Origin of the sequence: Chelatococcus asaccharovorans (genome assembly GCF_003201475.1) — a bacterium.
GTDB classification, from domain to species: Bacteria; Pseudomonadota; Alphaproteobacteria; order Rhizobiales; family Beijerinckiaceae; genus Chelatococcus; species Chelatococcus asaccharovorans.
Genome location: NZ_QJJK01000003.1, coordinates 173950 through 199541 on the forward strand (window position 1 = coordinate 173950; position 25592 = coordinate 199541).

The window sequence follows — 25592 nt, forward strand, 5'->3', positions numbered from 1 at the left end:
GGCGTGTTGAGGGACGCGCCCAGGCCGAACCAACCAGCGGAAAAATCCCATGCCGAAAGCATACATCGAGTTCGGGACTGCGGTACGCAGCGCCCCGCCGCTTCACGATGCCGTGCCGCGCGTCACCGAAGCGCTCTCCATCTCGTCATCCGCGGCGGTCTCCACCAACGCGGCAGGCAAAGCTCAGTCCCGCGGATTCAACGTGGTCCGCATCACCGTTGATGCCGATTGCTGGTTGGCGTTCGGGCCGACCCCCAACGTCGACAATGCGAACCTGCGTCGCGTCCTTTTGGCGAACAGCTCAATGGATGTGCTCCTCCCCGAGGGGCACAAGGTCGCGGTGAAAGCGCTCGTCTGATGGCTGGGCTTTCGCTCGACCTCAGGCTGGGATTGTCGCGACGGCTCAGCGGACCGTCGCCCACGATCAACCAATCCGCCCCGCTCATCATCGCGCATCGCTGCTCAGGCTCCATGTACCCGGAGTATTCCGACAAGTCACATGAATGGGCTTATGCCGCCGGGCTGCGGCAGCTCGAGATCGACGGGCGCATCCTCGCGGATGGCACCGTTGGCGTCATGCACGACGCGACGGTCGATCGGACCACGGACGGGACGGGCAACGCCTCTGCCGTGAATGCCGCCGCCTTCCAGGCGCTCACCGTCGACTATGCTTCCTGGTTTGGCGGCGATTACGGCACGCTTCACCCGCCGCTTGCCTTCGACGTGATCGACAAATTCAACGGCAGGGTCGCGTTCCATATCGAGGGCAAGGACGCCGATGCCATGACGGCGATAGTCAATCGCCTCACCGCGATCGGTGCCCGCAAGGATCAGTATGTCCTATCGTCCTTCCAACTCACGACGGCACGCATTGCGCTCAATGCCGGATATGCCACCGCCGTCGTCGCCACGGGTGCCACCGACATGGCCGCGCTCTGGGGCGAGGGCTTTCGCTGGGTGCTGATGGCGGTCAGCGAAACAGACGCGCTGATCCAACAATATGTCACGCAGGGCTTCAACGTCCTGGTCTATACCCTTGAGCGGCGGAAGGACCGGGACCGGTATCTCGCCCTTGGCGTGCGCGGCCTCTATTCCGACGATGCGGAATACACCAGCGGCGACAAGCCCATCGCGACCCGTGACGGCTGGGCAACGCTCCGCTGGATGCCCGGCATGCTGGGGTATCAGAACCGCGGCACATTCGCGGAAGACGGTTGGTGGGGATGGCCGGACTATGTCGGCGTCGCCGGCTGCCTCCAGGGCTGGGCTTGCCCGATCAACGGCCACGACGACGCCAACGATTTCAGCATCGATTTCGAGGCGCGGTTTCATGCGGTGGGGGCCGGCACGGACTGGTTCGGCGTCTGGATCGCCGATGCCACCATGCGCGACCAGATCTACACGGACACCGGCGCCACCGGACAGAAAGGCTATTTCCTTCTGTTCCGGCAAAACGGCCGCATCCAGATCTACCGCCGCAACGAAGCGGCGACGATCAACGTGTTCACGGACGGCCCGGCCTTCGCCACCGATGGCGTGACGGCGACGAAATGCCGGGTGCGCGTCAACTCCACCCAGATCATTGGCGAGAAGCTGGATGCTGACGACATGGTTGTGCAGTCGGCCGTCCTGACCGATACGACGTTTCGCGGGGGCTACCTCAGCATCAACAAGGTGACGAATGCCCGGCCGATGCTGCGCAACTTCGCCGTGTCGCCTGTCAGCGCGCCTGTGCCCGGCGCACTCGATCCGGCCGCGCAGCTTCTGTTCCAGGCCATGACCGACGAGCCGAGCGCCGCGCGCGTCGCGGCGATCAACACGCTCATCGACACGCTGAGACGATGGGATCTCTGGGACGGAAACGGCCTGAGAGCAATGTGGATGCCCGGCGCTCACGCCAATCAGGCCTCGCGCCTCAACTGGAAGGACCCTTCCCAGTTCATGCTCACGCCGTTCAACTCCCCGAATTTCCTCGTCGATCGGGGATGGAAGGGCGACGGGGCGACGAGCTATCTCGGCAGTGGGTTTTTCCCGGCAACGGACGGCGGAAGCTGGGCTGTCGATGATGGATCCATCTGGGTGTGGACCTGCGAGGAAATGCAGGAATCCGTCCCGGCCGTTGGAGCGGGCACGGGCTTTGTCGGCGCCGTCGTGCCGCGCAATGCCTCCGGCAATGCCGAGGGCTTGCTTAACCGCACGGGCACGACGCTCTCGGCCGCAACGTCATCGTCGATCGGCCTGACCGGAATTCAGCGTCGAGGTGCCTCGGATGAGCGGCTGTGGAAGAACGGCGTGCAGATCGCGTCGGGCTCGGCCGCATCTGTCGGGCGCCCAAGTGGCGAGTTTCGCATCGGCGGTCGCAGCCCGTCGACCTTCGCGGGCCAGCGCGTGAGCTTTGCCGCAGTAGCCGGTTCGCTCACGGGCAAAGAGACCGCTCTCTTTTCCGCCCTCAACACCTTCATGCAAGCGATCGGAAACTCCTGATGGCCGCGCATTTCTTCATCATGACGGCCGGTCAGCGCGACGACCTGATGGCCATGAACGATCCCAACGCCTCGATCAATCCCCGCGCCATCGACGCTGCCGATCCTGGCACAGCAACAAATCTGAACCCGGATGCGGTCGGCTTCGCGGTCGGCGATGACGTCTCCTTGACGGGCAAGTTCGCAGCGCCGAAGCGCATCGTCGATGACCCGGACTATCAGGCCTATGTGCCTGACATGATCGCCTATCTGCTCGAGCTGCCTTACGCGCTTCTGGAAGCGGAAATGATCTTCGCGCCCATCGAAGACTGACCTCCGGAGATAGCCAATGAAAATTCTGCTGCTTGCGGCGCTCGTCGCCGCAGCCGTGAGCGCCTGCGCGTCTCGCGACAAGACCGACTGGGCTGGTGTGGCCTATGGCACGAAATATGTCGTCGAAGGCGAAGACCGGTGAAGCTCGTCGCCAACTGGCGCGAGGTCCTGCGCTACGCCTGGAGCATCAGGCTGCTCATCCTTGCCGGCGCACTGTCGGGCGCCGAGGTCGCGCTGCCGCTCCTGCAGGAGATCCTTCCCATCCATCGCGGCGTCTTCGCCGGGCTGTCGGCGCTGACGGTCTGCGGCGCCTTCGTCGCTCGCATCGTCGCGCAAACTTCCGTGTCAGGAGAGAAGCAATGAGCGCTCGCGCCCGCAAGGCTCTGGCGGCGGGGGCCGTGCTCGGCCTCCTCGCCATGACAGCCACCTATTTGACCGAACCGTGGGAAGGCACTGTCAACAAAGCCTACTGGGACAGGCTCGGGCAGGTCTGGACCATCTGCACGGGCGAAACGTTGAATGTGAAGCCTGGCATGGTGAAAACCGATGCCGAGTGCAAGGCGATGCTCCTGTCCCGGCTAGAGAATGACTTCCACAAGCCGCTCACCCGCTGCATTCCGGGCTTCGACAAGGCCCCGCTCGGCTGGCAAGGCGCCATGCTCGATGAAGCCTACAACATCGGCGTCGGTGCGGCTTGCTCGTCGACTGCAGCAAAGCGCGCGCGGGCTGGTGACTTCCACGGCTCCTGCCACGCCATGACCTGGTTCAACCGGGCCGGCGGCAAGGTCATCGCTGGGCTGAAGAACCGGCGCGAGTACGGTGATGCCACCCGGCTGGGTGAGCTCGAGCTGTGCCTGGAGAGCCTGAAGTGACGTGGCTTCTCTCCTTCCTGCCGCTGTGGGTGTGGGCCGTTGCCGGCATCGTCGCCGTCGTGGCGGCCTGGAATTTTCTCGGCCGGCCGGGCGCGATCATCGCGGCCTTCGCAGCCTCGGTCATCGCCGCCTATGCCACCGGCGCCAGCGTCGAGCGCGAGCGCAGCAATGCCGTCGCCCTGACGGCCGAGATCGCCCGGCTGAAAGACGAGAAGGCTGAAGCCGAGCGGCAGCAGCAGGTCTCAATCTCCATTCAAGCCGGCATGGCCGAGAAGGCCGCCGCGACCCGCGCGGAAGCGACCAAACTCCAGGAGCGGGCCGATGCCCTTGAGGACGAATTACGCCGCGAGGCGAGCAAGGCCCCTCCGGCTTGTCGTTGCGGCTTCACTGATGATCAGCGCCGCCGGCTGCAATCAGACATCCCGATCGGGGCGCGTGCCGATCCCACCGCTCGATAGCGAGGCGGCAATGCCATGCCATGATCCGGGGATGGATCGCGATCCAAAGGTTGCGGCCGTCCAACATCGCCTCGCCCTTGCGGTCTGCGAAAGCCGCCGCTCATTGGCCGTCGACAGCTACGAAGCCGTTCGTGCCGGCTTCGGCGTGAAGGGAGGAGCGCTATGAGCAAACCATCATGGCTGGATCTGAAGATCGGGGTTGGCAACATCATCAACCTCGCGGCTCTGGTCTGCGCGCTCATCTATGGCTGGGCCGAGATGCAGGCGAACGACCGCAAGCAGAATGAGCAAATCGTCGCGCTCAAAGCTACGGATGCGCAGATCCTTTCCGACATCAAAGTTTACGATTCAGCAGTTCGTGCCGAGCTGAAAGACATACGAGCCAAGACTGACACCATTCTGGATAAGCTCGTAGATCGCCAACAGGCCACCGTCGAACGTGTAGTGCGGGTTGAGACGAAAGTGGACGAGATCCTGACCAGGCTGCCATCGCGGCTGCCGTAACTGTTTTGGCGGAGCGCGCGCCGCCATCCGTAGCCCCGCGAGGGGCAGCCCTCCTTGGGCGTTTCCTCCCTAGACTCGCCGCCCCTGTCCTTCGGGATGGGGGCGGCCTTTTTTGCGTCTCTGGACTGCGTTCGTGGTGGCTTGACCGACGATTCGGGAGAGCTATAGGATCGTCAAGTCTCCTCGGGGGTCGAGGAGACGTTTATCCGAGGGAGACTCGGGATGAGAAAACACGATTTCCTCGTGTTCATTGGGCGATTCCAGCCCTTTCACATCGGTCACAAGCATATTCTCGACACCGCGCTGGAGAACAGTGACCGTGTGATCGTGATCGTTGGCTCGGCCGACAGCCCCCGCACGCCGCGGAATCCCTTCACCTATGAGGAACGGCGGGGGATGATAGCTGGCAATTATCAATGGGAGGTCGAGAACAACCGCCTGATCATCGAAGCCATCACGGACAACCAGTACAACGACGATGCATGGATCGCTGAGGTGCAGCGCATCGTGTCGGACAAGGTGCTCCATCTCGGCAATGGAGGCGGCTTCCACGTCCATGGGACTAAGGACTTCAGGATTGGCCTGATTGGCTTTGCCAAAGACGGGACCTCCTTCTACCTGAAGAAATTCCCCGAGTGGGATAGCGTGGCAGCCAAGAGCCAGTACGGCCTCTTCAACTCGTCCGACGTCCGCGAGGCTTACTTCAGCCGCGTCGGCGTCCTTCCGCGGGACAACTGTCCAGAGAACGTTGTCGATTTCATGAGGGATTTCCGTCTGTCTCCAGACTATGCGGAGCTCGTCGGAGACGTCGAGGCGGTCCGCGCTTATCGCGCACAGTGGGGCCGGGGGCCCTTTGTCACGGCCGACGCGGTCGTCGTGCAGTCAGGCCACGTCCTTCTGATCAGACGCGGCGCGCGACCTGGGCGAGGGCGCTTGGCGCTACCCGGCGGGTTCGTGAACTGTGACGAGCTGATCATGGAGGCCGCTGTGCGCGAGCTAAAGGAAGAAACGCGCATCTCGGACGCTCGTGGGGAGATCCCGGCAGGCGTGCTGCGTTCCTACATCGAGGACGACAAGACCACGATCTTCGATCAACCCAATCGCGACGAGCGCGCGCGGATCGTCACACACGCGTTCCTGTTCAGGCTCCCTGAGCGCACCGAACTCTCGAAGGTGTATGGCTCAGACGATGCCCAGCACGCTGCCTGGTACGCGCTGGGCAATCTCGACCCGGCGGACTTCTACTCCGATCACTACGACATCCTCCGGCGCATGCTGGGGATCTAGACGCCTATCAGCTGCAAGGGGTTTGCAGCTGCACCGCATCTGAGGAGATCAGATCATGACCTATAACATTCTCGCCGACACCGACAGCTATAAGCTCAGCCACTTCCTTCAATATCCGCCTGGCATAAGACGCCTGTCGGCTTACATCTCAGCGCGCAAGGGCGAGACCATCTTCTTCGGGCTTCAAGGGCTTCTAGCGGATTGCCTGCAGCGCGTTACGCAGGACGACGTTGACGAGATGCGCACGCTCGAAGCGCACGGTCTGCCTCTCAACATCGAGGGCTTCCAGCGCATCGTCGACGTGCACGGCGGAAGCCTGCCGGTACGCGTTGAGGCGCTCCCGGAGGGCATGCTTGTCCCCGAGGGCGTGCCGATGGTCCAGGTCGTGAATACAGATCCCCAGATGGCCTGGCTCACGACCTACCTCGAGACGGCGATCCTGCGCGTTTGGTATCCCTCGACGGTGGCGACCCGCGCATTCCAGATCCGCAAGTTGATCCGGCGGTATATGGAACGCACGTCGGATGAGGCGGCTGGGGCTGAGTTGTTCAAGCTCCACGACTTCGGTTCTCGGGGCGTCTCCACGCCGGCCACCGCGGCCCTCGGCGGGTGCGCCCACCTTGCCGTATTCCGAGGCACTGACACGGTCCAAGCGCTCATTTACGCCAGGCGTCGGTATCATGAGGCCATGGCAGGGTTCTCGATCCCGGCAGCCGAGCACTCCACGATCACGAGCTGGGGGGAGCAAAATGAGGCGGAGGCGTTCCGCAACATGGTCCGGCAGTTCGGCAAACCGGGGGCGATCTTCGCAGTGGTGTCGGATAGCTACGATCTCGAGAACGCTGTGCGGAACATCTGGGGCGAGGCGCTTCGTGACGAAGTGATCGCCTCCGGCGCCACGCTCGTGGTTCGGCCTGATTCAGGAGACCCAACCGTGATCCCGGTCGAAACGGTCAAGGCGCTGGCAGAGACGTTCGGCTTCAGCGTCAATAGTAAGGGCTACAGGGTGCTGCATCCGAGCGTCCGCGTCATCCAGGGCGACGGGATTAATGAAGGCTCGATCTCTCAGATCCTCGCCAACCTGGAGGCAGCAGGCTTCTCTGCCGACAACATCGCCTTTGGCATGGGAGGACAGCTGCTCCAGTACATGAGCCGTGACACCTACAGCTTCGCCATGAAGGCGAACGCCATCCAGGAGGCTGACGGGATCTGGCGGGACACCTTCAAGTCGCCCGCGACTGATCCTAGGAAGCGCTCGTTGGCCGGCCGGCAGGCGGTCATATTGGAAGACGGGCGGCTCACCTCAGTGAAACTCGCAGATCTCGGCAGCCGCCTCAACCTTCTGCAGCCCGTCTGGGAGAGCGGCGAGGCGCTCAGGTCAGAGACCCTTGGCCAAATTCGGGAGCGCGTTGAAGCGGCTTTGACTGGTAGGGCGCTCCGCTAGGCAGCCCGAAGAAGATTGGCCACGATCAAGGTACTACCCCCGTGAGGCGTTTGACTCGCGGGGTTCTTTTTTGCGTTTCCGACCCGCCCACCCGGCGCGCCGCCAGGACGATGACGTGAAGCCGATACAGTGACGAGCCATGCAGCGCACGCCTAACTGACCGCGTGACTTCGCCAGACCCGCCGAGCGTCCCAGCTGGGATGTTGGCGCGGGAGGTGGTCGGAGGCAAAGACCCGTAAACGACCGACAGTGAGCACGAGAGACTGAGGGGAGGCATAGGCGAATGCGGATAGTTTTTTTCAATCCGTCGGAAAACGTAGATATTTATCGCTCCAAAGCGCCCAGGTTGAAAAAACCCGAGTGCAAATTTCCTAGCGATTTCAAGGGGATGATGCGGGAGTAACGATAATCTACCGTTAAACTATCCCCCACCAAGGGAATGGAGACGTGGGCCTTTCAGGCCCGTCTCCAAAGTTCCGAGCGTGATCGGTAGAAATCGCGCTCGCGATGCCTTCTAGATGAAGCTGATCGGGGAGGCAAGCCCCTTGTGCTTGTCCGGCGGGGGGCAATGGCAAGGCATCCACAGGGGAATGAGCGGGGATTGACCGTTGGACGGCGCGCCGAGCGTGCGGAACGGACGCTTGCAGCCGTTCCTCGAAGCATGCCGGGCCGTCCACGTCGCTGCCGGACGAGCCAGGCCAATCCGGCGTTCCCTCTCCCGCGGCTTTGAGCAAGTGCGTCTTCCGCGGCCTCGCCCTGCTCGAAAGCCGTCGAGACAATTCGATTTCGCATGGCATCAGACGCTTCCGTTCAAGTCGGGTTTGCTCGCGTGCCGGGTATCATGGCGCCCATCCGGGCCTCCATGGTGGCAGGCGCCGGAGCGCACATGTCAATGGCTTGAACAGTAAAAACTGTTGGTCTTGCGATCTAAAGCGTGGCCACTCTCAATGTAACCATGGGTTGCAGTCCAATTGTCAGTGTCGTGGCGGTGTGACGCATCTTGCGACGGCAGCCGGAGCCGTCATATTCCACTATATTGATAGATCAATACGTTTGATGTACCAAGGCGTTGCGTTATCGGTACACCCCCATTTGCGTCTTTCGGAGCGCCGGCCTTGTTCCGTCCCAGAAGTTTGATCCGGTTGCTCACACATCCGCTGATATCAACGACCAGAAGCCTCGCGCGTTATGTCATCCTCGTGACTGGGATCAGTCTCGTGATTGCGCTCGGGGTTGATGTCACGAGCCAACTCGTCTTCTTCGCCGACTGGCCGACGGCCCTGCGCTCGTGGCTCTTGACGGTCGTCATCGTGTTCATCATCGCGATCCCGGTGAGTTTCACCTTCGGGCGGTCCCAGCAGGCCCTTCTCCTTGCCCATCGCGAACTCGAGCAATTGAGCCGGACAGACCAACTCACCGGATTGCCGAATCGCCGTGCCTTGATGGAAGCCAGCGAACAGGCCGACTTCGACGCCATGGTCCTCGTCATCGCCGATGTCGATCGCTTCAAGACGATCAACGACACCATCGGTCATCGTGCCGGGGATGCGGTCATTCGCGCCATCGGGCAGATCATGGCGAGCCATCTTTCGCAGTTCGGCCTCGTGGGGCGCATGGGCGGCGACGAATTCGCGCTGATCGCGACGAATGCGCGGGTGGAAGATATCGTTCTGGCGCTGATCAATCTGCGCGAGACTGTGACCAAAACCGCGATCATTGCCGCCGACAATGTGGCGAATGTGTCGATCTCTGCAGGTATCGCCATTCGCGACCCGTCGATTTCCTTCGACACGGTCTATTCCGAAGCCGATGAGGCCCTTTACATGGCCAAGCGGAACGGGCGCAATCGGATTGAGCTGTCGGAGCGGGTGAGGCTCGCCTATCCCGAGGTCTTCGCCCGATCCGCCAGCGGCTGAGGCGGCAGGCGGGCGTGCGTCATCACGCCTGGCGCCCGAATGCGCGTAAGGGAACCATGTCCCTCCTGCGAAAGTTCGGCTCTACAGACGCATGCCGCCGTCGACGGACAGCACGGCCCCATTGATATAGGCCGCCTCAGGGGATGCGAGGAAGGCGACGATACCGGCGCAGTCGCTGGCCTCGCCGATCCGCCCGAGCGGGATCTTGGCCTCGACGCCCCGGCGGAAATCGGCATCGGCGAGCACGGCGCGGTTGCGGTCGGTGAGGATCGCGCCGGGCTGGACGACGTTGAAGGTCAGGCCGGGCACGCGCGTGTTGCGCGCCAGGTTGAGGATGATGTTGGTCTGCGCCGCCTTGGTGCCGGCATAGAACAGGTGCACGTCGTTCGGCCGGTACTCCTGCACGGTGCCGATGGCGATGATGCGCCCGCGACCGCGCGCGATCATGCCGGGGAGGACGGATTGCAGCAGGCGCATGGTCGAAAAGAGATTGACCTCGGCCTGCGCCGCCATCGCCTCCTCGGTCAGGCTCTGCCAGGTCTGGCGGAACTCGATCGAGGCATTGAGCACGAGGATGTCGGGCGGGCCAAGCGCCGCTTCGACATCGCGCACCAGGCCGGCTGTCGCCGCCCGGTCCGCGAGGTCGGCCGTGAACAGGCGGGCGCCCGGCGGCAGATCATCCGCCGGCTCGCTCGAATCGCGGCCATGGACGGCGACCCTGGCCCCCATGGCGGCCAACCGCCCGGCGATCGCGTGGCCTATGCCGCGCGTCGAGCCGGTGACCAGTGCGACTTGTCTGTCAATCACCCCGTTCTCCCCCGTGTCGTTCATGATGGCAGCAGCGGCTTCACCCGCGCGGCGGCATCGGCCATCGCCGCCTCGGGCGTCATGCTCCCGATCACCGCGGCCTGGCTGGCCTGCACGAAGATATCATGCGCGCGGGCCTGCTCGTCAAAGGCCGGCAGATGGATGCGCGCCGTCTTCAGCGCCGCGGCCTCATCGGCGGCATAGGGCAGGGCCGCCTTGAGCTTCGGATCGTCATAGGTCGACAGGCGCGTCGGGCCGTTGCCGTTGAGCGCCATGGCGAGGGTGCCCGCCTTCGACGACAGGGCGCTGATGAGCCCCCATGACGCATCCTTCTGCTGCGCCGCCTTCGGGATGACGAGCGCCCAGAACTCGACGGTCGGGGCATAGGTGATCTTGCCCTGGAGGTCGGCTGCGACCGGGACCGTCAGTGCCTTGAACTTGCCGGGATATTGCGACTTCGACGGATCGTTGTAGCTGACGAGCCGGGCAAAGGGATTGACGGTGATGGCAGCACGGCCCTGCTGCATCCAGGTCGTCACCTCCTCATTGTTGAGATTGGTGAAATTGCGCGGCATCACGCCCGCCTTGTAGAGATCGGCCAGGATGCCGAGCGTCTTCACCATGCCGGGTTCGGTACAGACGATTCTGCCGTCGGCGGTCATGTAGTCGCCGCCCAGCGCCCGTGCCAGCGTCAGGAAGTTGGACGCGAAGACGCTGGTGAAGGCGAGCCCATAGACCGATGTGCCGTCGGCGCGCTTGTAGGTGAGCTTGCGCGCGGCCTCGACCAGTTCCTCGAAGGTCTTCGGCAGGGCGACGCCGCGTTCCGCGAACAGCGCCTCGTTGTAGATGAGGGCATTGGTGGCGTGACGCACCGGCACGCCATAGAGCGCGCCGTCGAGCTTCATGGGTTCGACGAGGCCGGGGGCAAAGTCGTCGAAGGCCTCGATCGGCGCGCTTGCCTGCCGCGCGTCGAGCGGCTCGAACAGCTTCAGATTGCGCGGCACCGCACGGCCGTTGAGGAGATAGCCGACGTCGATGGAGGTCTCCGACAGGGAGGCCTCGCGCAGCAGGCGCTCCATGATGGCGTTGACGTCGCCGAGCGTCACCCAGTCGACGTCGGTGCCGGTCGCGGCTCGCCATGCGGCGGTCGCGTCGCCGCCGGGGCCCGCCGTCGCCGCCGCATGATGGACGCGGTGAGACAGGACGGTCAGTTTCTTGGCCTGGGCGAAACCGCGGCCCGGCAGCGCGAGCGTGGCGCCCGCGGCACCTGCAAGGGCTAATATCTCCCGGCGTGTGGGACTACGTCGATGGCCTGACATCCTATTTCCTCCCTCAAATGGGGTGTGGGCTCTCGTGGCCCCTCCCGTTCTCGTCTCAGGCCGCCGGCTTGTCCGCTTCGGCCAACCTGATCTTGACCCCCGCGCCATCACCGACGACGCGCAGGATGCTCGTGAAATCTTCGCGCGGATAGACTTCCGCCGTCTGGGTCAGCAGGTCGAAGACGGCTTTGCCAAGGGTCAGCGGCACGCCCATGTCCTCGGCGAAGGACAAGGCCAGCCGCTGGTCCTTGCGGGCAAGCGGCGTCATGAAGCCGGGGCTGAAGTCCCCGAGGAAGGCCTTCGACGGCATCAGCTTGTGCATCCAGGCATTGTTGGTGCCGGTCGCGCCGCTGATCGCCACGATCATGTCGAGCGGCAGCCCGGCCTTGAGCCCGATGGCGCAGGCCTCGGCGACCGTCGAGACGATGCCGGCGGACAGGAAGTTGTTGACGAGCTTCATGGCGACGCCGTTGCCGAGCGGGCCGCAATAGGTGATCGTGTCGGCCATGGTGCTGAGCAGCGGCATGGCCTCGTCAACGGTTGCCTTGTCGCCGCCGATCATCAGCGCGAGCGTGCCGGCGCGCGCGTTCTCCACCCCACGCGCCACCGGGCTGTCGATCATCCGGATGCCACGCCCGGCGAGCTGGGCCGCGACGCGGCGGCTGGTGCCGGGATCGATGGTGCTCATGTCGACATAGAGCGTGCCCGGTCTCGCCGCGGATTCGATGCCGTCCTCGCCGAGCGCGATCTTTTCCACATCCGGCGCATCCGGCAGCATGGTGATGATGACGTCTGAGGTGCGGGCGAGTTCGGCCACCGAGGACACGGGCGTGGCGCCCGCCGCCTTGGCCTCGGCAAGCGCTTTCTCGCTGAGATCGAAGACCTTCAGCGTATAGCCGGCCCTCACCACATTGAGCGCCATGGGCAGGCCCATGGTGCCGATGCCGATGAATCCGATGACGCTTTGACCGGGGGCAATCGGGCCGGGAACAATCGCAGACATTTAAGACCTCACAAGCGGTTCAACGCGTTGTTTCAACTGGGCGACGGCGTCCTCGGGCTTCATCTGGCCGAGAGCGACTGCCTGAACGGTTTGGGCGAGGATGTCGCCGGCCTCGGTCGCCTTGTCGAAGGCGGGTAGCGGCGGCTTGGCGACGGCGAGGGCGCGGGCCTCCTCGGCGGCATAGGGCACGGCCGCCTTGACACGCGGGTCGTCGTAGGCGGACGGGCGGATCGGCCCGTTGCCGTTGAGCGCGGCGCGGATGACCGCCTCCTTGGCGGTCATCGCCTTCACCATCTGCCACGCGAGTTCCTTGTTGCGGCTGTTGCGCGGGATGACGAAGGACCAGAACTCGGTGGTGCCGACGATGTCGCCGCCGGGGGACCCCGCAGCGGCCGGCGGCGAGACGACCTTGATCTTGCCGGCGTAGTTCGATTTCTGGGGATCGTTGAAGGCGAGATAGCGGCCGAAGGCGAAGTGGCACATGGCCAGGCGCCCGGTCTGCATCATGGTGATGACCTCGTCCTGCCGCAGCGCCGCAAAGTTTCGCGGCAGGATCTGCTTGGCGAAAAGGTCGCGGAAGACCTCGAAGGTCTTCACCATCCCCGCCGTGTTGGGGACGACCTTCAGCGTCTCATCGATGAAGGGGGCCTGATAGGCGAGCGACAGCGTGACCATGTTGACATAGCTCACGCCCTCCATCGCAAATCCGTTCACCGGCACATCGCCGTCGCGTCGGAAGGTGGTCTTCTCGGCAAAGGCGATCATGTCCTCGATGGTGCGCGGCGGGCCGGAGAGGCCGCGTTCCGTGAAGAAGGCTTCGTTGTAGTGAAGGCCGGTGGTGGCATGGCGGAAGGGCACGGCGAAGGTCTCGCTGTCGACCGTGACGGCCTTGACCATTCCCGGCGAGACCTCCTGCCAGTCCTCGATCGGGTCGCTTGCCGCGAAGGCGTTGATCGGCGCCATCAGTTGCAAGCTGCGCGGCACGGCATTGGTGTTCAGCAGGAAGCCGACGTCGAAGGAGGTTTCGCCGAGGCTCGCCTCCCGCAGCAGGCGCTCGTGCAGCGGGCCGACGTCAAACGTCGACCAGTTCAGGGCGACCCCGTTGGCCTTGCCCCATTCGCCGAGGATGTCGCCACCCTTGCCGCCGGCGTCGCCGGTGAGCGCCGTCCGGTGGACGCGATGGCCGATGATGTTGAGCGATTTTGATTGCGCGACGGCAGGGCCAAGGCCGGCCGCGAAGGGCAGGGCGCCCGCGCCGAACGCCAGGAGCGCCCGCCGGGATGGACGGATGTGGGACATCGGTTTCCTCCACAATGGACATGGTCTTGGGACATGTTCTTGCGACATGTTCTGGGTGACCCCCGGCGCTTCTGCGCTGTGGGATCGATCGTGCTGTCGGGCCTATCCGCGCCTTTGGAGCCAATCCGGCTTCGATGGAATCGCCTGAGGCCATCCAAGTTGATGAATGTGCTCGTCCCTTTCCAGGCGAAGCAGGTCCGCAGCAGACGCACTGACTCAAAGGCGCCGGAGCGGCCTATTCGCCGGAGAACAGTTCCTTCACGGCTGCATCCGCGGCCTCGAAATGCTGGCTCATGGCGCCGAAGGCCGCATGCGCATCCCCCGCCTTGATGGCGTTGAAGATGCGGACGTGGCGCTCATAGGTCTCGCGCCATTCCACAGGTCCCCGGTTTCCGCGCGAATTGAAGATCTCCATGATTTCCGAGATGATGGGCCGGAGCGCGCGGATCTGGAACTTCAGCAGGCGGTTGCCGGACATCGTGCCGATTGTCTCGTGAAAATCGAGATCCGCCTCGATCCACGACGGCACGTCCCCCAGGCTCGCCTCCATCCGTGCCAGGATAGCGCCGAGATGGGCGAGTTCGGCGTCGCTGCGCGCGGTTGCAGCGAGCTTCGACGTTGGCGGCTCGAGGATTCGCCGGAGCTCGATCGCCTCGTTGATGCCGGTTGCGCTGCCCCGCACGGCGAAGCGGAAGAAGCGGCCCAGCGGCTCGGCATCGAGGTCACGGATACGCGTGACCTTGCCTTGCTGGATATGCACGACCCCCATCGCCGCCAGCTCGCGGATGGCTTCGCGCGCCACCTGCTTGCTGACGCCGAAGGATGCGGCGATCCGCCCCTCGGAAGGCAGCGCATCGCCCGGCTTCAGACGCCCGTCGAGGATCGCCTGGGTCAGCTTCTCGATGACCGCTTCGCCGAGCCGTACCGGCGCGACATCCTCAGCGCCCAGCAAGGCATCGAGCGGGTCGATGTCGAGTGCTCCGTTCACGCCGGCTCCCTTTGGCATGCTGTCTTCGGCCGAACGGCCATGCGGCACTTTCGGCGTGCCTCCGCGGCAGAAATCGCTACGGCCAGCCGAATGACTATGACAAAGGTGATGTGGCATTGCAACTATCCAACTTAGCAGATAAGTTGCTAGGCAAATATCGGACAGGGAGGAATGCGTGACTGATCAAGAACGCGTGTCATCTGCCAGCCGGGCTGTGGCCGAGGCGGAGATGCACAACGCGGGTGCCGTGATCCAACGCGTGACGGCTCATCCGCTGCGGGCAATCCTGCCGAAGGCCCAGCGCACCTCCCAGGGCGACTATCCCGCCGTGGAAATCCTGGTCGTCGAGGTGGAGACCGCCGACGGTCTCATCGGCATCGGCGAGGGGCTCGCGCGCCGTGGCGCCAAGGGCTATGCCGCGCTGGTCGATGAAGCGCTCACGCCGCGCCTCCTGGGACAGGATTCGAGCCATCGCCGCGCGTTGTGGCAGCGCATGCGCAATGCCCTCACCGGACGCCCCGGCGGCCAGCTGGTCGAGGCGCTCGCCGCCATCGACATCGCACTTTGGGATCTCGCCGGCAAGCGGGCGGGCGAGCCGATCCATCGCCTGCTCGGCGGCATGGGACGCAGCCATGTGCCGGCTTACGCCTCGTCCATCAACTGGCTGGACGACGCGACCGTCGAGGCCGAGATCGCCTCGGCGCTGGCATCAGGTTTCCGCGAAATCAAGGTCAAACTCGGCCGGCCTGTCCCGGCCGCCATCGCCCGGGCGAAGCTCGCGCGACGCCTCGCCGGCGATGACATCGCCCTCTATGTCGATGCCAACTGGGCCTATGACGTCGACGATGCCATGCGCGTCGGCCGGGCGCTCGCCGATCTCGGCTATGATCTGTTCGAGGAGCCGATCGCGCCGCATGACCGCGCCGGCTATCGGCGGCTCGCGCAGCATCTGCCGATACGGCTGGCGGCGGGGGAGAGCGACTATGTCGGCAGCGAGGCGCTGCAACTCCTGGAAGATCGCTCGCTCGGCCTCATCCAGCCCGATGTGACGCGCTCCGGCGGCATCACCGAGACCTGGCGGATCACCGAACTCGCCGCGGCTTATCACACCGCCTATGCGCCACACGTCGGCTGGTCCGGCGCGATCTGCGTCGCCGCGAGCCTGCAACTTGCCGCGGCGGCCGAGACGACTCGAACCTTCGAATGCATGGTCTATGATAATCCCTTGCGGGATGAACTCTGCGCGCCTGTCGTCGGCGGGCATAGTCAGATCATCGACGGTGGCGTCGCCATTCCGCAGGGGCCGGGATTAGGCGTCGCCCTCGACTACGACGTCCTCGCCCGCCACCGTATCGCTTGAGGGCCTGATGGAACAACGCTCGCCGCTTCTTCCCGCCCTCGGCTTCATCGCGCCTGTCCAACTCTTCGTCGGTATCATCATCTTCATTCCGGCGCTCTATGTGTTCTGGCTCAGCCTGACCGAATCGTCCTTCGGCCAGGCGCCGGTCTTCGTCGGGCTCGCCAATTACGGCCGCGTCCTGGCGGACGCCTATTTCTGGAAGGCGCTCGCCAACACGGTCATCGTCGTCCTGATCGTCGTGCATGTGGAGCTTCTGCTCGGGCTCGGCATGGCGCTCCTGTTCGCGAGCGGCGTGCCTTTCCGGCCTCTGCTCCTGGCCGCCGTGCTCGCCCCCTATGCGGTCAGCGAGGTCTCGGCGGTCGTGATGTGGCGCTTCCTCTTCGATCCGGAGGTCGGCTTCGCCACGCAGGCGCTGGCGGCGCTCGGCCTGCCGCCCCTCGAATGGGCCGTGGTGCCCTGGCAGGGGCTGCTGCTCGTCTCGATGCTCAGCATCTGGCTGCACCTGCCGTTCACCTTCGTGATCCTCTATGCAGCGCGGCTCGCCATTCCCGGCGAACTCTACGAGGCTGCGCAGATGGATGGCGCAAGCCATTTCGCGCGCTTCCGCCGGGTGACCCTGCCGCTGCTCGTGCCGGCGATGCTGATCGCCATGCTCTTCCGCTACATCTTCGCGTTCCGTCTGTTCTCGGAGGTGTGGCTTCTGACCGGCGGCGGCCCGGCGCGCCAGACCGAGGTGCTCGCCGTCTATCTCTATCTCGAGGCCTTCCGCTACAACGCCTTCGGTGATGCGGCCGCAACCGGCTGGCTGCTCGTCGTGGCATCGCTCGTCCTGGCGCTCTGGTATCTCCGGCGCCTCTACAAGGAGATGTTTGCGACCTATGCGCCGTAACCCGCTCCTCATCGCCCTCAAGGGCCTCGCCATCCTGGTGGTTCTCGCCTGGTCGCTCATCCCGATCGCGATGATCATGCTGTCGTCGTTCAAGACGGATCGCGACATCTTCGCCGTGCCGCCACGCCTTGCCTTCCAGCCGACATGGACGAATTATGTAGCCTTATGGGAGCGTTGGGGGGATTTCTTCCACGGTCTTCTCAACAGCCTCATTGTCACCGCCGGTGCGACGATCGTCGCCGTGCTGGCGAGCGCGGTGGCCGGCTACGCCTATTCGCGCTTCCGCCACAAGGTGCTGGCGGGCTCGGCCTTCTTTCTCATTTTCATCCGCCTGATCCCGCCCATCGTCATCACCCTGCCGCTGTTCCCGGCGGTGAACTGGCTCGGGCTGAACGACACCCATTTCATCCTGATCATCCTCTACGCCACCTTCTTCGTGTCGCTGGGGACACTCGTCATGCGCACCTTCATCGACCAGATCCCGAAGGAGATCGACGAGGCGGCCCATCTCGACGGCGCGAGCCGGCTGCAGGTGCTCTACAAGCTCATCCTGCCCCTGTCCGCCCAGGGCATGGTCGCGGTCGCGGTCTTCGTCATCGTCTACGCCTGGAACGAGTTCCTGTTCGCCTTCATCTTCACCACGACGCGCGCCAAGACGGCACCGCTCGTGCTCTCGGAGATGATCGGCGCGGTCGAGGGCGTCGAATGGGGCGTCCTGTTCGCGGCCTCGACGGTGCAACTCCTCCCCGTCCTCATCTTTGTCGTGCTCGCCCAGAAACATCTCGTCGCCGGCCTGACGGCGGGATCGACGAAAGGCTAGTGGTTCTGCTCCGACATTTGCATCCGCCTGATACGGGCCTCGGAGCAAATGTCGGAGTCACGAGAGCAACTAGCAAGTTATTGGTTTTATTGGAGCTTTTGAATTTGACATTTGATCTGGAGCCCCATGTCAGGCGGGACTCAAATGTCAAATTCGCTCCACTAGATCGCGGCAACGCCTCATCAGGAACCCAGAGGAAACAATGTCCGAAGGATCACATCCATGACCGATATCGCCGGGAACGACCTCAGACGAGCCATGCAAATGGCCAATCCGTCGCTCAGCCGCTTCGATCCCTTGCCCCGGATCATCACCTTCGATGATTTCGACCGGGGTTTCAGCGGGTGGACGCAGCTCGTCGGCAATTACGAGGAGGACCTCGACAGCATGTTGCCCGGCTATGCGCAGCATCTGTCGCCGATGCTGTCGACGTTGCCCCACTGGGACGCGGGCTCGCACGGGTCCTTCGACGGCAGCTATGCCCTCAAGATCGCCACCCGGCCGAAGCGCGGCGCGCAGAACGTGGCGATCAAGCGCCTCACGTTCCGCCATGCCGGTCCCATCCGCATCGAGGCCTATGTCACCTTCAAGCCCGAGGCGAGCGAACTCAAGCTGTCGGAAGCTGACGTGCGCTCCTTCGGCTTCCTCTATGATCTGCAGGTCGGCGATGGGGCGGGCGATGGCGGCCAGCGGGTGATGCCGCATATGCGCTTCCTCAACGCGCTCGACGGCGAGCACATCCAGCGCTGGCAGTTCAAGCCGCAGACGACATCCTTCAAGCCGATCGGCCACGACGACAAGACCGTCAGCCATTATCACCTGGCGCCGGAGGGCTGGGTCGACCTGCCTGGGGGCGAGCAGCGCCTTTGCTACAACGAGATCCCGACCAAGGTGAACTGGACGTATCTGTGCCTCGATTTTGATCTGGCGACGATGCAATGCACCGGTTTCCGCTGCAATGACCGGGTGTTTGATGTCTCGACCTACGAGCCCATTCGCATCCCGGCCATGAAGAACCTGTGGTGCATGCTCAATCTCGGCTTCTTCGCCGAGACGGACACCGACAAGCGGGCTTTCCTCTATGTCGACAGTGTCTGCCTGTCGGGAGACTTCTGATGCTGCGTGAGAGCTTCGCCGCCATCGTGGCGCGCAACGAAACCTGGACCGGCAAGAGCGCCACCGAGCCCTACGAGGCTGGCTGGGCGAGCGAGGCCGTCGTCTTCGTGCGGGCCTTGAAGCCCGTGACTGGCAAGCCGGGCCGCGCACGCATCGAGATCTCGCCGGACGGTATGCGCTGGGCGCCCGAAGGCACCGAATTCGACCTGCCGACCGAGAAGGACGGCATAGGCTTCGCCCGTGTCGAGCGCTTCGGCACGTGGCTGCGCGTCGCCGCCGACCTGCCAGACGGCGCGGCGGTCACGGTGCTGGTGACGCTGCATCTGAAGGCCTGAGGGCGCGGGGTCAGGGGCGCCAACGATTGGTGACGTATCACGACCGGCGGCCGGTGAAGCCGGCCGCGAAGGGGATGACGCGCCGACCCCGATGTGCCTTCTCCTGGTCTTAACGAGAGGAATTCCGCTCTTTCTCTCTCCCCAATCGCGTCGCGATCGGCTAACGATATATCCATTGAGATATTTCGATGGCGGGGCAGGGGAGCCGATGGTGGTCGATCAATCTAATATCCGGGGCCGGCTGGCGCAGATGACGCGCGCGGCCGGCGCGATCGCCGTCGCGGCGCTTATCAGTTTCGGCGGCATGGCCGCGGCGGAGGCCAAGGATCCCGTCGTTTTCGCGGCGGCGAGCCTCAAGAACGCCCTCGACGCCATCAATGCCCAGTGGAAGGCAGAGACCGCGAAGCAGGCGACCGTCTCCTATGCGGCGAGCTCGGCGCTCGCCAAGCAGATCGAATCCGGGGCGCCGGCCGACATCTTCATCTCAGCCGATCTCGACTGGATGGACTATCTGGCCAAGAAGGACCTCATCAAGCCGGACAGCCGCGTAACGCTTCTCGGCAACCGCATCGTGCTGATTGCGCCCAAGGACAGTCCCGTCAAGATCGACATCGGGCCGGGCTTCGATCTCGCCAAGGCACTGGGCGACGGGCGGCTCGCCATGGGCGACACGTCGGCCGTGCCGGCCGGCAAATATGGCAAGGCAGCGCTTGAGAAGCTCGGGGCCTGGGCCGGCGTCGAGAAGAAGATCGCGCAGGCGGAGAGCGTGCGCGCCGCTCTGCTGCTCGTTTCACGCGGGGAGGCGCCGCTCGGCATCGTCTATGCCACCGACGCCGCCGCCGATCCGCAGGTCAAGATCGTCGGAACCTTCCCGGAAAATTCACATCCGCCAATTCTTTATCCGATTGCGCTGACAAAGGACTCGAGCCATCCGGACGCGACCGCGTTCCTTGCTTACCTGCAGTCGGGAAAGGCCAGGCCGCTCTTCGAGAAGGAGGGGTTCACGGTTCTGAGCAAGCCTGTGACGCAGTAAAAGGGTTGACGTAACCCACCATGGTCAAGGGTCATTCCGGGACGTCCGAAGGACGGGCCCGGAATCCATGAACATTGTCGGTCGCCGGCAAGGTTGGACTGTGTTCATGGGTTCCCTTCCCGCGGGCTTTAAGCCCGCGCCGGGAACGACACGCTACGTTTCTCGCCCAAACCGTCATGGCCGGGCTCGTCCCGGCCATCCCGAACGGTGAGGCATCGACTTTGCCCATCGGGATCCCCGGCACAAGGCCGGGGATGACGGCCGCGGATGGGTAGTGGACGCAGCCCTCCAGATCATGTCCATTGCTCTTTCCACCTGTCCGCACCCAACATGGCGTCGATGAATGTCCTGGCTTGAGCTCAGCCCCGCGGAATGGACGGCTGTCCATCTCAGCCTGAAGGTGTCGTTCTGGGCGATGCTCGCCAGCCTGCCGTTCGGCATCATCGTCGCGTTGCTGCTCGCGCGCGGCCGCTTCTGGGGGCATTCTCTGCTCAACGGCATCGTGCATCTGCCGCTCGTGCTGCCGCCGGTCGTCACCGGCTTCCTCCTGCTCATCCTGTTCGGGCGGCGCGGGCCTATCGGCGCCTTCCTCGACCAGTATTTCGGCATCGTCTTCTCCTTCCGCTGGACGGGCGCGGCGCTCGCCTGCGCGGTGATGGCGTTTCCGCTCATGGTCCGTTCCATCCGCCTGTCCATCGAGGCGGTCGATACGCGGCTCGAGGTGGCAGCCGGCACGCTCGGCGCCAATCCCGTCTGGGTGTTCGTGACGGTGACGCTGCCGCTGATCCTGCCGGGCATCATCGCCGGCATGGTCATCGCCTTCGCCAAGGCCATGGGCGAGTTCGGCGCGACGATCACCTTTGTGTCGAATATCCCCGGCGAGACGCAGACCCTGTCGGCGGCGATCTACACCTTCACGCAAGTGCCGGGCGGCGACGCCGGCGCCATGCGGCTGACGATCGTCGCGGTCGTCATCGCCATGGCCGCGCTCCTCCTGTCCGAAGTCCTGGCGCGCGGCGTCGCCCGCCGCATCGCGGCCGCATGATCGATGACGTCATGAACAGCAATCCATGACCTGCAATCCATGACCTACAATCCATGAGCATCGACATCGACGTCACCCACCGGTTCGGGGCCTTCCGTCTCGCCGCCCGCTTCACCGGCGGGGCCGGCGTGACCGCGCTGTTCGGCCGCTCGGGCTCGGGCAAGACCTCGCTCATCAATATCATCGGCGGCCTGCTGCGGCCGGACCGGGGGCGCGTGGTGATCGACGGGGTCACGCTCGTCGATACCGACCGTGGGATCTTCGTGCCGAAACATCGTCGGCGCCTTGGCTACGTCTTCCAGGAGGCGCGGCTCTTTCCGCATATGAGCGTGCGGCGCAATCTTCTCTACGGACGCGGCTTCGTACCGGCCGGCGAGCGCGTCGCCGTGGAGCCGATCGTCGCCATGCTCGGCATCGGTCACCTGCTCGAGAGGCGGCCGGCCGGGCTCTCCGGCGGCGAGAAGCAGCGCGTGGCGATCGGGCGGGCGCTCCTCGCCAGTCCCCGGCTCCTCTTGATGGACGAGCCGCTGGCTGCCCTCGACGAGAGCCGCAAGGGCGAAATCCTGCCCTATATCGAGCGCCTGCGTGACGAGATGCGCCTGCCGATCGTCTATGTCAGCCATTCCGTCGCCGAGGTGGCGCGGCTCGCCACCACACTGGTCGTGCTGAATGCCGGCGAGGTGGCGGCGGCCGGGCCGGCGGCGGAGGTGATGCAGCGCCTCGATCTCTCGCCTCTCACGGGTCCGGAGGGTACCGGGGCGGTGATCGATGGGACCGTCGCCGCGCAGGACGAACGCTACGGCCTGACGCTCGTGGCGACCCCGGCGGGCGAGCTCCGCATTCCGTCGGTCGCGAAACCGGTCGGGGCGCCCGTCCGCCTGCATATCCGGGCGCGGGACGTCATGCTGGCGGATCGGCGGCCGGAAGGGTTGAGCGCGCTCAACATCATCGCCGGCGTCATTGCGGAAATCGGGTCGCCTGTGGGCGCGGCGGTCGAGATCCGCCTGGACTGCCAGGGCGTGCCGCTCGTCGCGCGGCTGACACGCCTGTCGCTGGATCGCCTGGGGCTCGCGCCGGGCAGGACGGTCTTTGCCGTGGTCAAGGCGGTCTCGTTCCTTCCCGAAGAGCCCGGCAAGCGGGAGGGCTCCGCAGCAGACGCCGCGGATTGACCCGCAGTGCTCAGTCAGCGGCCAGGGCTTCGGCGAAGGCGTCGAGATCATCCGCGACCGCTTTGTGGGCATTGCGCTCAAGCCGCCGATAGCGCGCGACGAGGTCCTGGCCGAGCGGCGTCAGCACGGCGCCGCCCCCACGGGATCCGCCATGCTGGGTCGCGACCACCGGCGTCCGGAAGGCGCGGTTGAGACTGTCGATCAGGAGCCAGGCGCGCCGATAGGACATCTCCATGGCGCGCCCGGCCGCCGAGATCGAGCCGGTTTCGGCGATCAGTTCCATCAGCCGGACCTTGCCGGGGCCGAGCGCACCCTGGCTGCCGAGATCGACGCGAATCGTCAGGCGGCCGGCGGGGCCGGCAGGATTATGCGTCAGGCGGGTGACGCCGCGGGCGGGCGAGGGGGCAGCAGAATGAGGCGCTGCCGCAGTTTTCGAGTTCGCCATGGCCGCGATGTCCATTGTCGACTAAAGGAGCAAATTGTGCTGTCGCTTCTGCCCGCTGTAAAGCAATCCACAGAAGCAGGCGAGCGATGTCCGGCAATTGCCTGTCAAGGTCTTGAAATGGCCACGCGCCCGGCCTTTGGCTATGGAGAGACATCGGAGACCATGAGCGGCCTTTGGGGCCTGGCCTCATAGCCTCCGGAATGACGACCGTGACACAGCAAATTGCGGGAGCCCGATGGTATCCATCAATCAGCGTATCGCCGACGAGCTGGGCGTGCAGGAAAAGCAGGTCGCAGCGGCCGTGGACCTCTTGGACGGCGGGGCGACCGTGCCCTTCGTCGCCCGCTATCGCAAGGAGGCGACCGGTGCCCTCGACGACGCGCAACTGCGCACGCTCGACGAGCGGCTTCGCTATCTGCGTGATCTCGAGGAGCGCCGTGCGGCCGTGCTCGCCAGCATCGCCGAACAGGGCAAGCTCGACGCGGCGCTGGAGGCGGCGATCAAGGCCGCCGATACCAAGGCGCGGCTCGAAGACATCTACCTGCCCTTCAAGCCGAAGCGCCGCACCAAGGCGCAGATCGCCCGCGAGGCGGGGCTCGGGCCGCTCGCCGAAGCGCTGCTGACCAAGCCCGCGCTTGACCCGGCCGCGCAGGCGGCGGCCTTCGTCAATGCCGACAAGGGCGTCGGAGATGTGCAGGCCGCCCTCGACGGTGCCCGGTCGATCCTGGTCGAGCGCTTCTCGGAGGATGCCGATCTCATCGGCGCCTTGCGCGAAGAGGTCTGGACCCGCGGCAAGGTCACCTCCAAGGTGCGCGAGGGCAAGGAGACGGCCGGCGCCAAATTCGCGGATTATTTCGATTTCAGCGAGCCCCTGGTGAAGCTGCCGTCGCATCGCATTCTCGCGCTCTACCGCGGCGAGAAGGAGGAATTTCTCGACATCCGGATCGAGCCGGAGCCCGAGGCGCCGCCTGCGGCGGCAAAGACAGCGTCTCCGCAGCCCGGCACCTACGAGCGGCGCATCGCGCATCGCTTCGGCATCATCGACCAGGGCAGGCCGGGCGACAAATGGCTCGCCGAGACCGTACGCTGGGCCTGGCGCACCAAGATCCTCGTGCATATCAGCGTGGACCTGCGCGGCCGGCTCTGGCAGGCCGCCGAGGATGAGGCGGTGAAGGTCTTCGCCGGCAACCTCAGGGATCTGCTGCTGGCCGCACCCGCCGGCACCCGCGCCACCATGGGCCTCGACCCCGGCTTCCGCACCGGCGTGAAGGTGGCGGTGGTGGATGCGACCTCGCGCGTCGTCGCGACCGCGACCATCTATCCGCACGAGCCGCAGCGGCGTTGGGACGAGGCCATCGCCACGCTGGCGGCGCTTGCGGCACGGCACAAGGTCGAGCTCGTGGCGATCGGCAACGGCACGGCCTCGCGCGAAACCGACAAGCTCGCCGCCGAGCTCATCCAGCGCTATCCCGAGCTCAAGCTCACCAAGATCATGGTGTCGGAGGCGGGCGCCTCGGTCTATTCCGCCTCGGCCTATGCCTCGCAGGAACTGCCGGATCTCGACGTCTCGTTGCGCGGCGCGGTGTCGATCGCGCGGCGCCTGCAGGACCCGCTGGCGGAGCTCGTAAAGATCGATCCGAAATCGATCGGCGTCGGCCAGTATCAGCATGACCTCGCCGAATCGAAACTCTCACGCTCGCTCGATGCCGTCGTCGAGGATTGCGTGAACGCGGTCGGCGTCGACGTGAACACGGCTTCGGCACCGCTGCTGGCGCGCGTCTCCGGCGTCGGGGAGGGGCTTGCCCAGAACATCGTGCTGCACCGCGACGAGAACGGCCCCTTCCGCAAGCGCAGCGACTTGAAGAAGGTTGCGCGGCTCGGGCCGAAGGCCTTCGAGCAGGCGGCCGGCTTCCTGCGCATCCCGAAGGGCGATGATCCGCTCGATGCCTCCAGCGTCCATCCGGAAGCCTATCCGGTGGTGCGCCGCATCCTGGAGGCGACCAGGAGCGATATCCGCGGCTTGATCGGCAATGCGACGGTGCTGCGCGGCCTCCAGCCCGTGCGCTTCACCGACGAGACCTTTGGCCTGCCGACCGTCACCGACATCCTGAAGGAGCTGGAAAAGCCCGGCCGTGACCCGCGCCCGGCCTTCAAGACGGCGACCTTCCGCGAGGGCGTGGAGAAATTGAGCGATCTCGAGCCCGGCATGGTGCTCGAAGGCGTCGTGACCAATGTCGCGGCCTTCGGCGCTTTCGTCGATATCGGCGTGCACCAGGATGGGCTCGTTCACATCTCGGCGATGGCCTCGACCTTCGTGAAGGACCCGCGCGCTGTGGCGAAGCCCGGCGATATCGTGCGCGTCAAGGTGCTGGAGGTGGATCAGGCGCGCAAGCGCATCGCCTTGACCATGCGCCTCGACGACGATGTCGCGCGGGAACCGCGCCGCGGGGGACCGGAGAGGCCTCAACCGCGTCCGGGCCAGCAGGCCAGTCGGCCGCCGCAGCGTCAGCAGCCCGCCAAGACGGACACAGGCGGTGCGCTGGCCGAGGCCCTGCGCCGCGCCGGCCTGAAAGGCGGCAACGAGCCGCGCCGGTGACGGTGCGCGCTCTTGCATAACGGGCGGTGTCATTCCCGGCGGGCTGCGCAGCAGCCCGGGAAGGGAATCCATCATCGTGATCCGCTCCATGG

Annotated in this window: 27 protein-coding genes; 21 read left to right on the plus strand and 6 right to left on the minus strand. The window is 65.0% G+C overall.

The genetic code is table 11. The features are described 5' to 3' along the window. Positions 1-49: 49 nt before the first annotated feature. The 12 genes from C7450_RS08330 (at position 50) to C7450_RS08375 (ending at position 9276) form a co-directional block, all read left to right on the plus strand. Positions 50-358, plus strand: coding sequence for a hypothetical protein (locus tag C7450_RS08330; protein WP_110373976.1), 309 nt, complete (start codon positions 50-52; stop codon positions 356-358). After that, positions 358-2484, plus strand: coding sequence for a glycerophosphodiester phosphodiesterase (locus C7450_RS08335; RefSeq protein ID WP_110373977.1), 2127 nt, complete (start codon positions 358-360; stop codon positions 2482-2484). Before C7450_RS08330 ends, C7450_RS08335 begins: the two co-directional genes overlap by 1 nt. After that, entirely contained in the window at positions 2484-2795 is a 312-nt protein-coding gene (locus C7450_RS08340; protein ID WP_110373978.1) for a hypothetical protein, read from the plus strand. Before C7450_RS08335 ends, C7450_RS08340 begins: the two co-directional genes overlap by 1 nt. A 16-nt stretch (positions 2796-2811) precedes the next feature. Further along, positions 2812-2937, plus strand: coding sequence for a hypothetical protein (locus tag C7450_RS34875; RefSeq protein WP_281064264.1), 126 nt, complete (start codon positions 2812-2814; stop codon positions 2935-2937). Next, entirely contained in the window at positions 2934-3158 is a 225-nt protein-coding gene (locus C7450_RS08345) for a DUF7940 domain-containing protein (RefSeq protein WP_110373979.1), read from the plus strand. Before C7450_RS34875 ends, C7450_RS08345 begins: the two co-directional genes overlap by 4 nt. Beyond that, entirely contained in the window at positions 3155-3667 is a 513-nt protein-coding gene (locus C7450_RS08350) for a lysozyme (protein ID WP_110373980.1), read from the plus strand. The genes C7450_RS08345 and C7450_RS08350 overlap by 4 nt, the downstream gene beginning before the upstream one ends. Next, positions 3664-4125 (plus strand): hypothetical protein, encoded by a 462-nt coding sequence (locus C7450_RS08355; RefSeq protein ID WP_110373981.1) that lies wholly within the window; start codon positions 3664-3666, stop codon positions 4123-4125. The genes C7450_RS08350 and C7450_RS08355 overlap by 4 nt, the downstream gene beginning before the upstream one ends. A 31-nt stretch (positions 4126-4156) precedes the next feature. Further along, entirely contained in the window at positions 4157-4291 is a 135-nt protein-coding gene (locus C7450_RS34880; RefSeq protein WP_281064265.1) for a hypothetical protein, read from the plus strand. Then, positions 4288-4629 (plus strand): hypothetical protein, encoded by a 342-nt coding sequence (locus C7450_RS08360; protein ID WP_110373982.1) that lies wholly within the window; start codon positions 4288-4290, stop codon positions 4627-4629. Before C7450_RS34880 ends, C7450_RS08360 begins: the two co-directional genes overlap by 4 nt. A 222-nt stretch (positions 4630-4851) precedes the next feature. Beyond that, complete coding sequence (locus tag C7450_RS08365; protein WP_110373983.1) at positions 4852-5916, plus strand: NUDIX domain-containing protein; 1065 nt, start codon at positions 4852-4854, stop codon at positions 5914-5916. A 55-nt stretch (positions 5917-5971) separates the two neighbouring features. Next, a complete protein-coding gene (locus tag C7450_RS08370; RefSeq protein WP_110373984.1) occupies positions 5972-7360 on the plus strand; it encodes a nicotinate phosphoribosyltransferase in 1389 nt (462 codons plus the stop codon). A 1199-nt stretch (positions 7361-8559) separates the two neighbouring features. Continuing rightward, positions 8560-9276 (plus strand): GGDEF domain-containing protein, encoded by a 717-nt coding sequence (locus tag C7450_RS08375; RefSeq protein ID WP_210206402.1) that lies wholly within the window; start codon positions 8560-8562, stop codon positions 9274-9276. 81 nt (positions 9277-9357) lie between these two features. Here C7450_RS08375 and C7450_RS08380 read toward each other — a convergent pair whose 3' ends face one another. From C7450_RS08380 to C7450_RS08400, 5 genes are all read right to left on the minus strand, one after another. Beyond that, the gene (locus C7450_RS08380) at positions 9358-10083 is read right to left on the minus strand and encodes an SDR family NAD(P)-dependent oxidoreductase (protein ID WP_170147144.1); all 726 of its coding nucleotides are present in this window, start codon (positions 10081-10083) and stop codon (positions 9358-9360) included. Between the two features lie 20 nt (positions 10084-10103). Continuing rightward, positions 10104-11402, minus strand: a complete 1299-nt coding sequence (locus C7450_RS08385; protein WP_110373987.1) for an ABC transporter substrate-binding protein — start codon at positions 11400-11402, stop codon at positions 10104-10106. 55 nt (positions 11403-11457) lie between these two features. Next, on the minus strand, positions 11458-12405 hold the full coding sequence (locus C7450_RS08390; RefSeq protein WP_110373988.1) for an NAD(P)-dependent oxidoreductase: 948 nt from the start codon (positions 12403-12405) through the stop codon (positions 11458-11460). Next, positions 12406-13704, minus strand: coding sequence for an extracellular solute-binding protein (locus C7450_RS08395; RefSeq protein ID WP_170147145.1), 1299 nt, complete (start codon positions 13702-13704; stop codon positions 12406-12408). Between the two features lie 235 nt (positions 13705-13939). Beyond that, entirely contained in the window at positions 13940-14692 is a 753-nt protein-coding gene (locus tag C7450_RS08400; RefSeq protein WP_170147146.1) for a FadR/GntR family transcriptional regulator, read from the minus strand. 175 nt (positions 14693-14867) lie between these two features. On the opposite strand from C7450_RS08400, the gene C7450_RS08405 reads away from it, so the two are divergent. The 8 genes from C7450_RS08405 (at position 14868) to modC (ending at position 22459) form a co-directional block, all read left to right on the plus strand. Next, entirely contained in the window at positions 14868-16052 is a 1185-nt protein-coding gene (locus C7450_RS08405) for a mandelate racemase/muconate lactonizing enzyme family protein (RefSeq protein WP_245449539.1), read from the plus strand. 7 nt (positions 16053-16059) lie between these two features. Continuing rightward, on the plus strand, positions 16060-16941 hold the full coding sequence (locus C7450_RS08410; protein ID WP_110373991.1) for a carbohydrate ABC transporter permease: 882 nt from the start codon (positions 16060-16062) through the stop codon (positions 16939-16941). Beyond that, a complete protein-coding gene (locus C7450_RS08415; protein WP_110373992.1) occupies positions 16931-17761 on the plus strand; it encodes a carbohydrate ABC transporter permease in 831 nt (276 codons plus the stop codon). Before C7450_RS08410 ends, C7450_RS08415 begins: the two co-directional genes overlap by 11 nt. Before the next feature lie 222 nt (positions 17762-17983). After that, a complete protein-coding gene (locus C7450_RS08420) occupies positions 17984-18877 on the plus strand; it encodes a DUF6772 family protein (protein ID WP_110373993.1) in 894 nt (297 codons plus the stop codon). Further along, positions 18877-19212: a hypothetical protein gene (locus tag C7450_RS08425; protein ID WP_110373994.1), complete on the plus strand. Its 336-nt coding sequence runs from the start codon at positions 18877-18879 to the stop codon at positions 19210-19212. The genes C7450_RS08420 and C7450_RS08425 overlap by 1 nt, the downstream gene beginning before the upstream one ends. 250 nt (positions 19213-19462) lie before the next feature. Beyond that, the gene (gene modA / locus C7450_RS08430; protein WP_110374286.1) at positions 19463-20245 is read left to right on the plus strand and encodes a molybdate ABC transporter substrate-binding protein; all 783 of its coding nucleotides are present in this window, start codon (positions 19463-19465) and stop codon (positions 20243-20245) included. A 343-nt stretch (positions 20246-20588) separates the two neighbouring features. Beyond that, complete coding sequence (gene modB / locus C7450_RS08435; RefSeq protein WP_110373995.1) at positions 20589-21290, plus strand: molybdate ABC transporter permease subunit; 702 nt, start codon at positions 20589-20591, stop codon at positions 21288-21290. 53 nt (positions 21291-21343) lie between these two features. Further along, on the plus strand, positions 21344-22459 hold the full coding sequence (modC, locus tag C7450_RS08440; protein WP_110373996.1) for a molybdenum ABC transporter ATP-binding protein: 1116 nt from the start codon (positions 21344-21346) through the stop codon (positions 22457-22459). 10 nt (positions 22460-22469) lie between these two features. On the opposite strand, the gene C7450_RS08445 is transcribed toward modC, so the two are convergent. Beyond that, complete coding sequence (locus C7450_RS08445; RefSeq protein WP_110374287.1) at positions 22470-22904, minus strand: winged helix-turn-helix domain-containing protein; 435 nt, start codon at positions 22902-22904, stop codon at positions 22470-22472. A 235-nt stretch (positions 22905-23139) separates the two neighbouring features. Here C7450_RS08445 and C7450_RS08450 point away from each other — a divergent pair, with 235 nt between their 5' ends. Continuing rightward, positions 23140-25500 carry a Tex family protein gene (locus C7450_RS08450; RefSeq protein WP_110373997.1) on the plus strand — a complete coding sequence of 787 codons (2361 nt, stop codon included), beginning with the start codon at positions 23140-23142 and terminating at the stop codon, positions 25498-25500. The last annotated feature ends 92 nt before the right edge of the window (positions 25501-25592 follow it).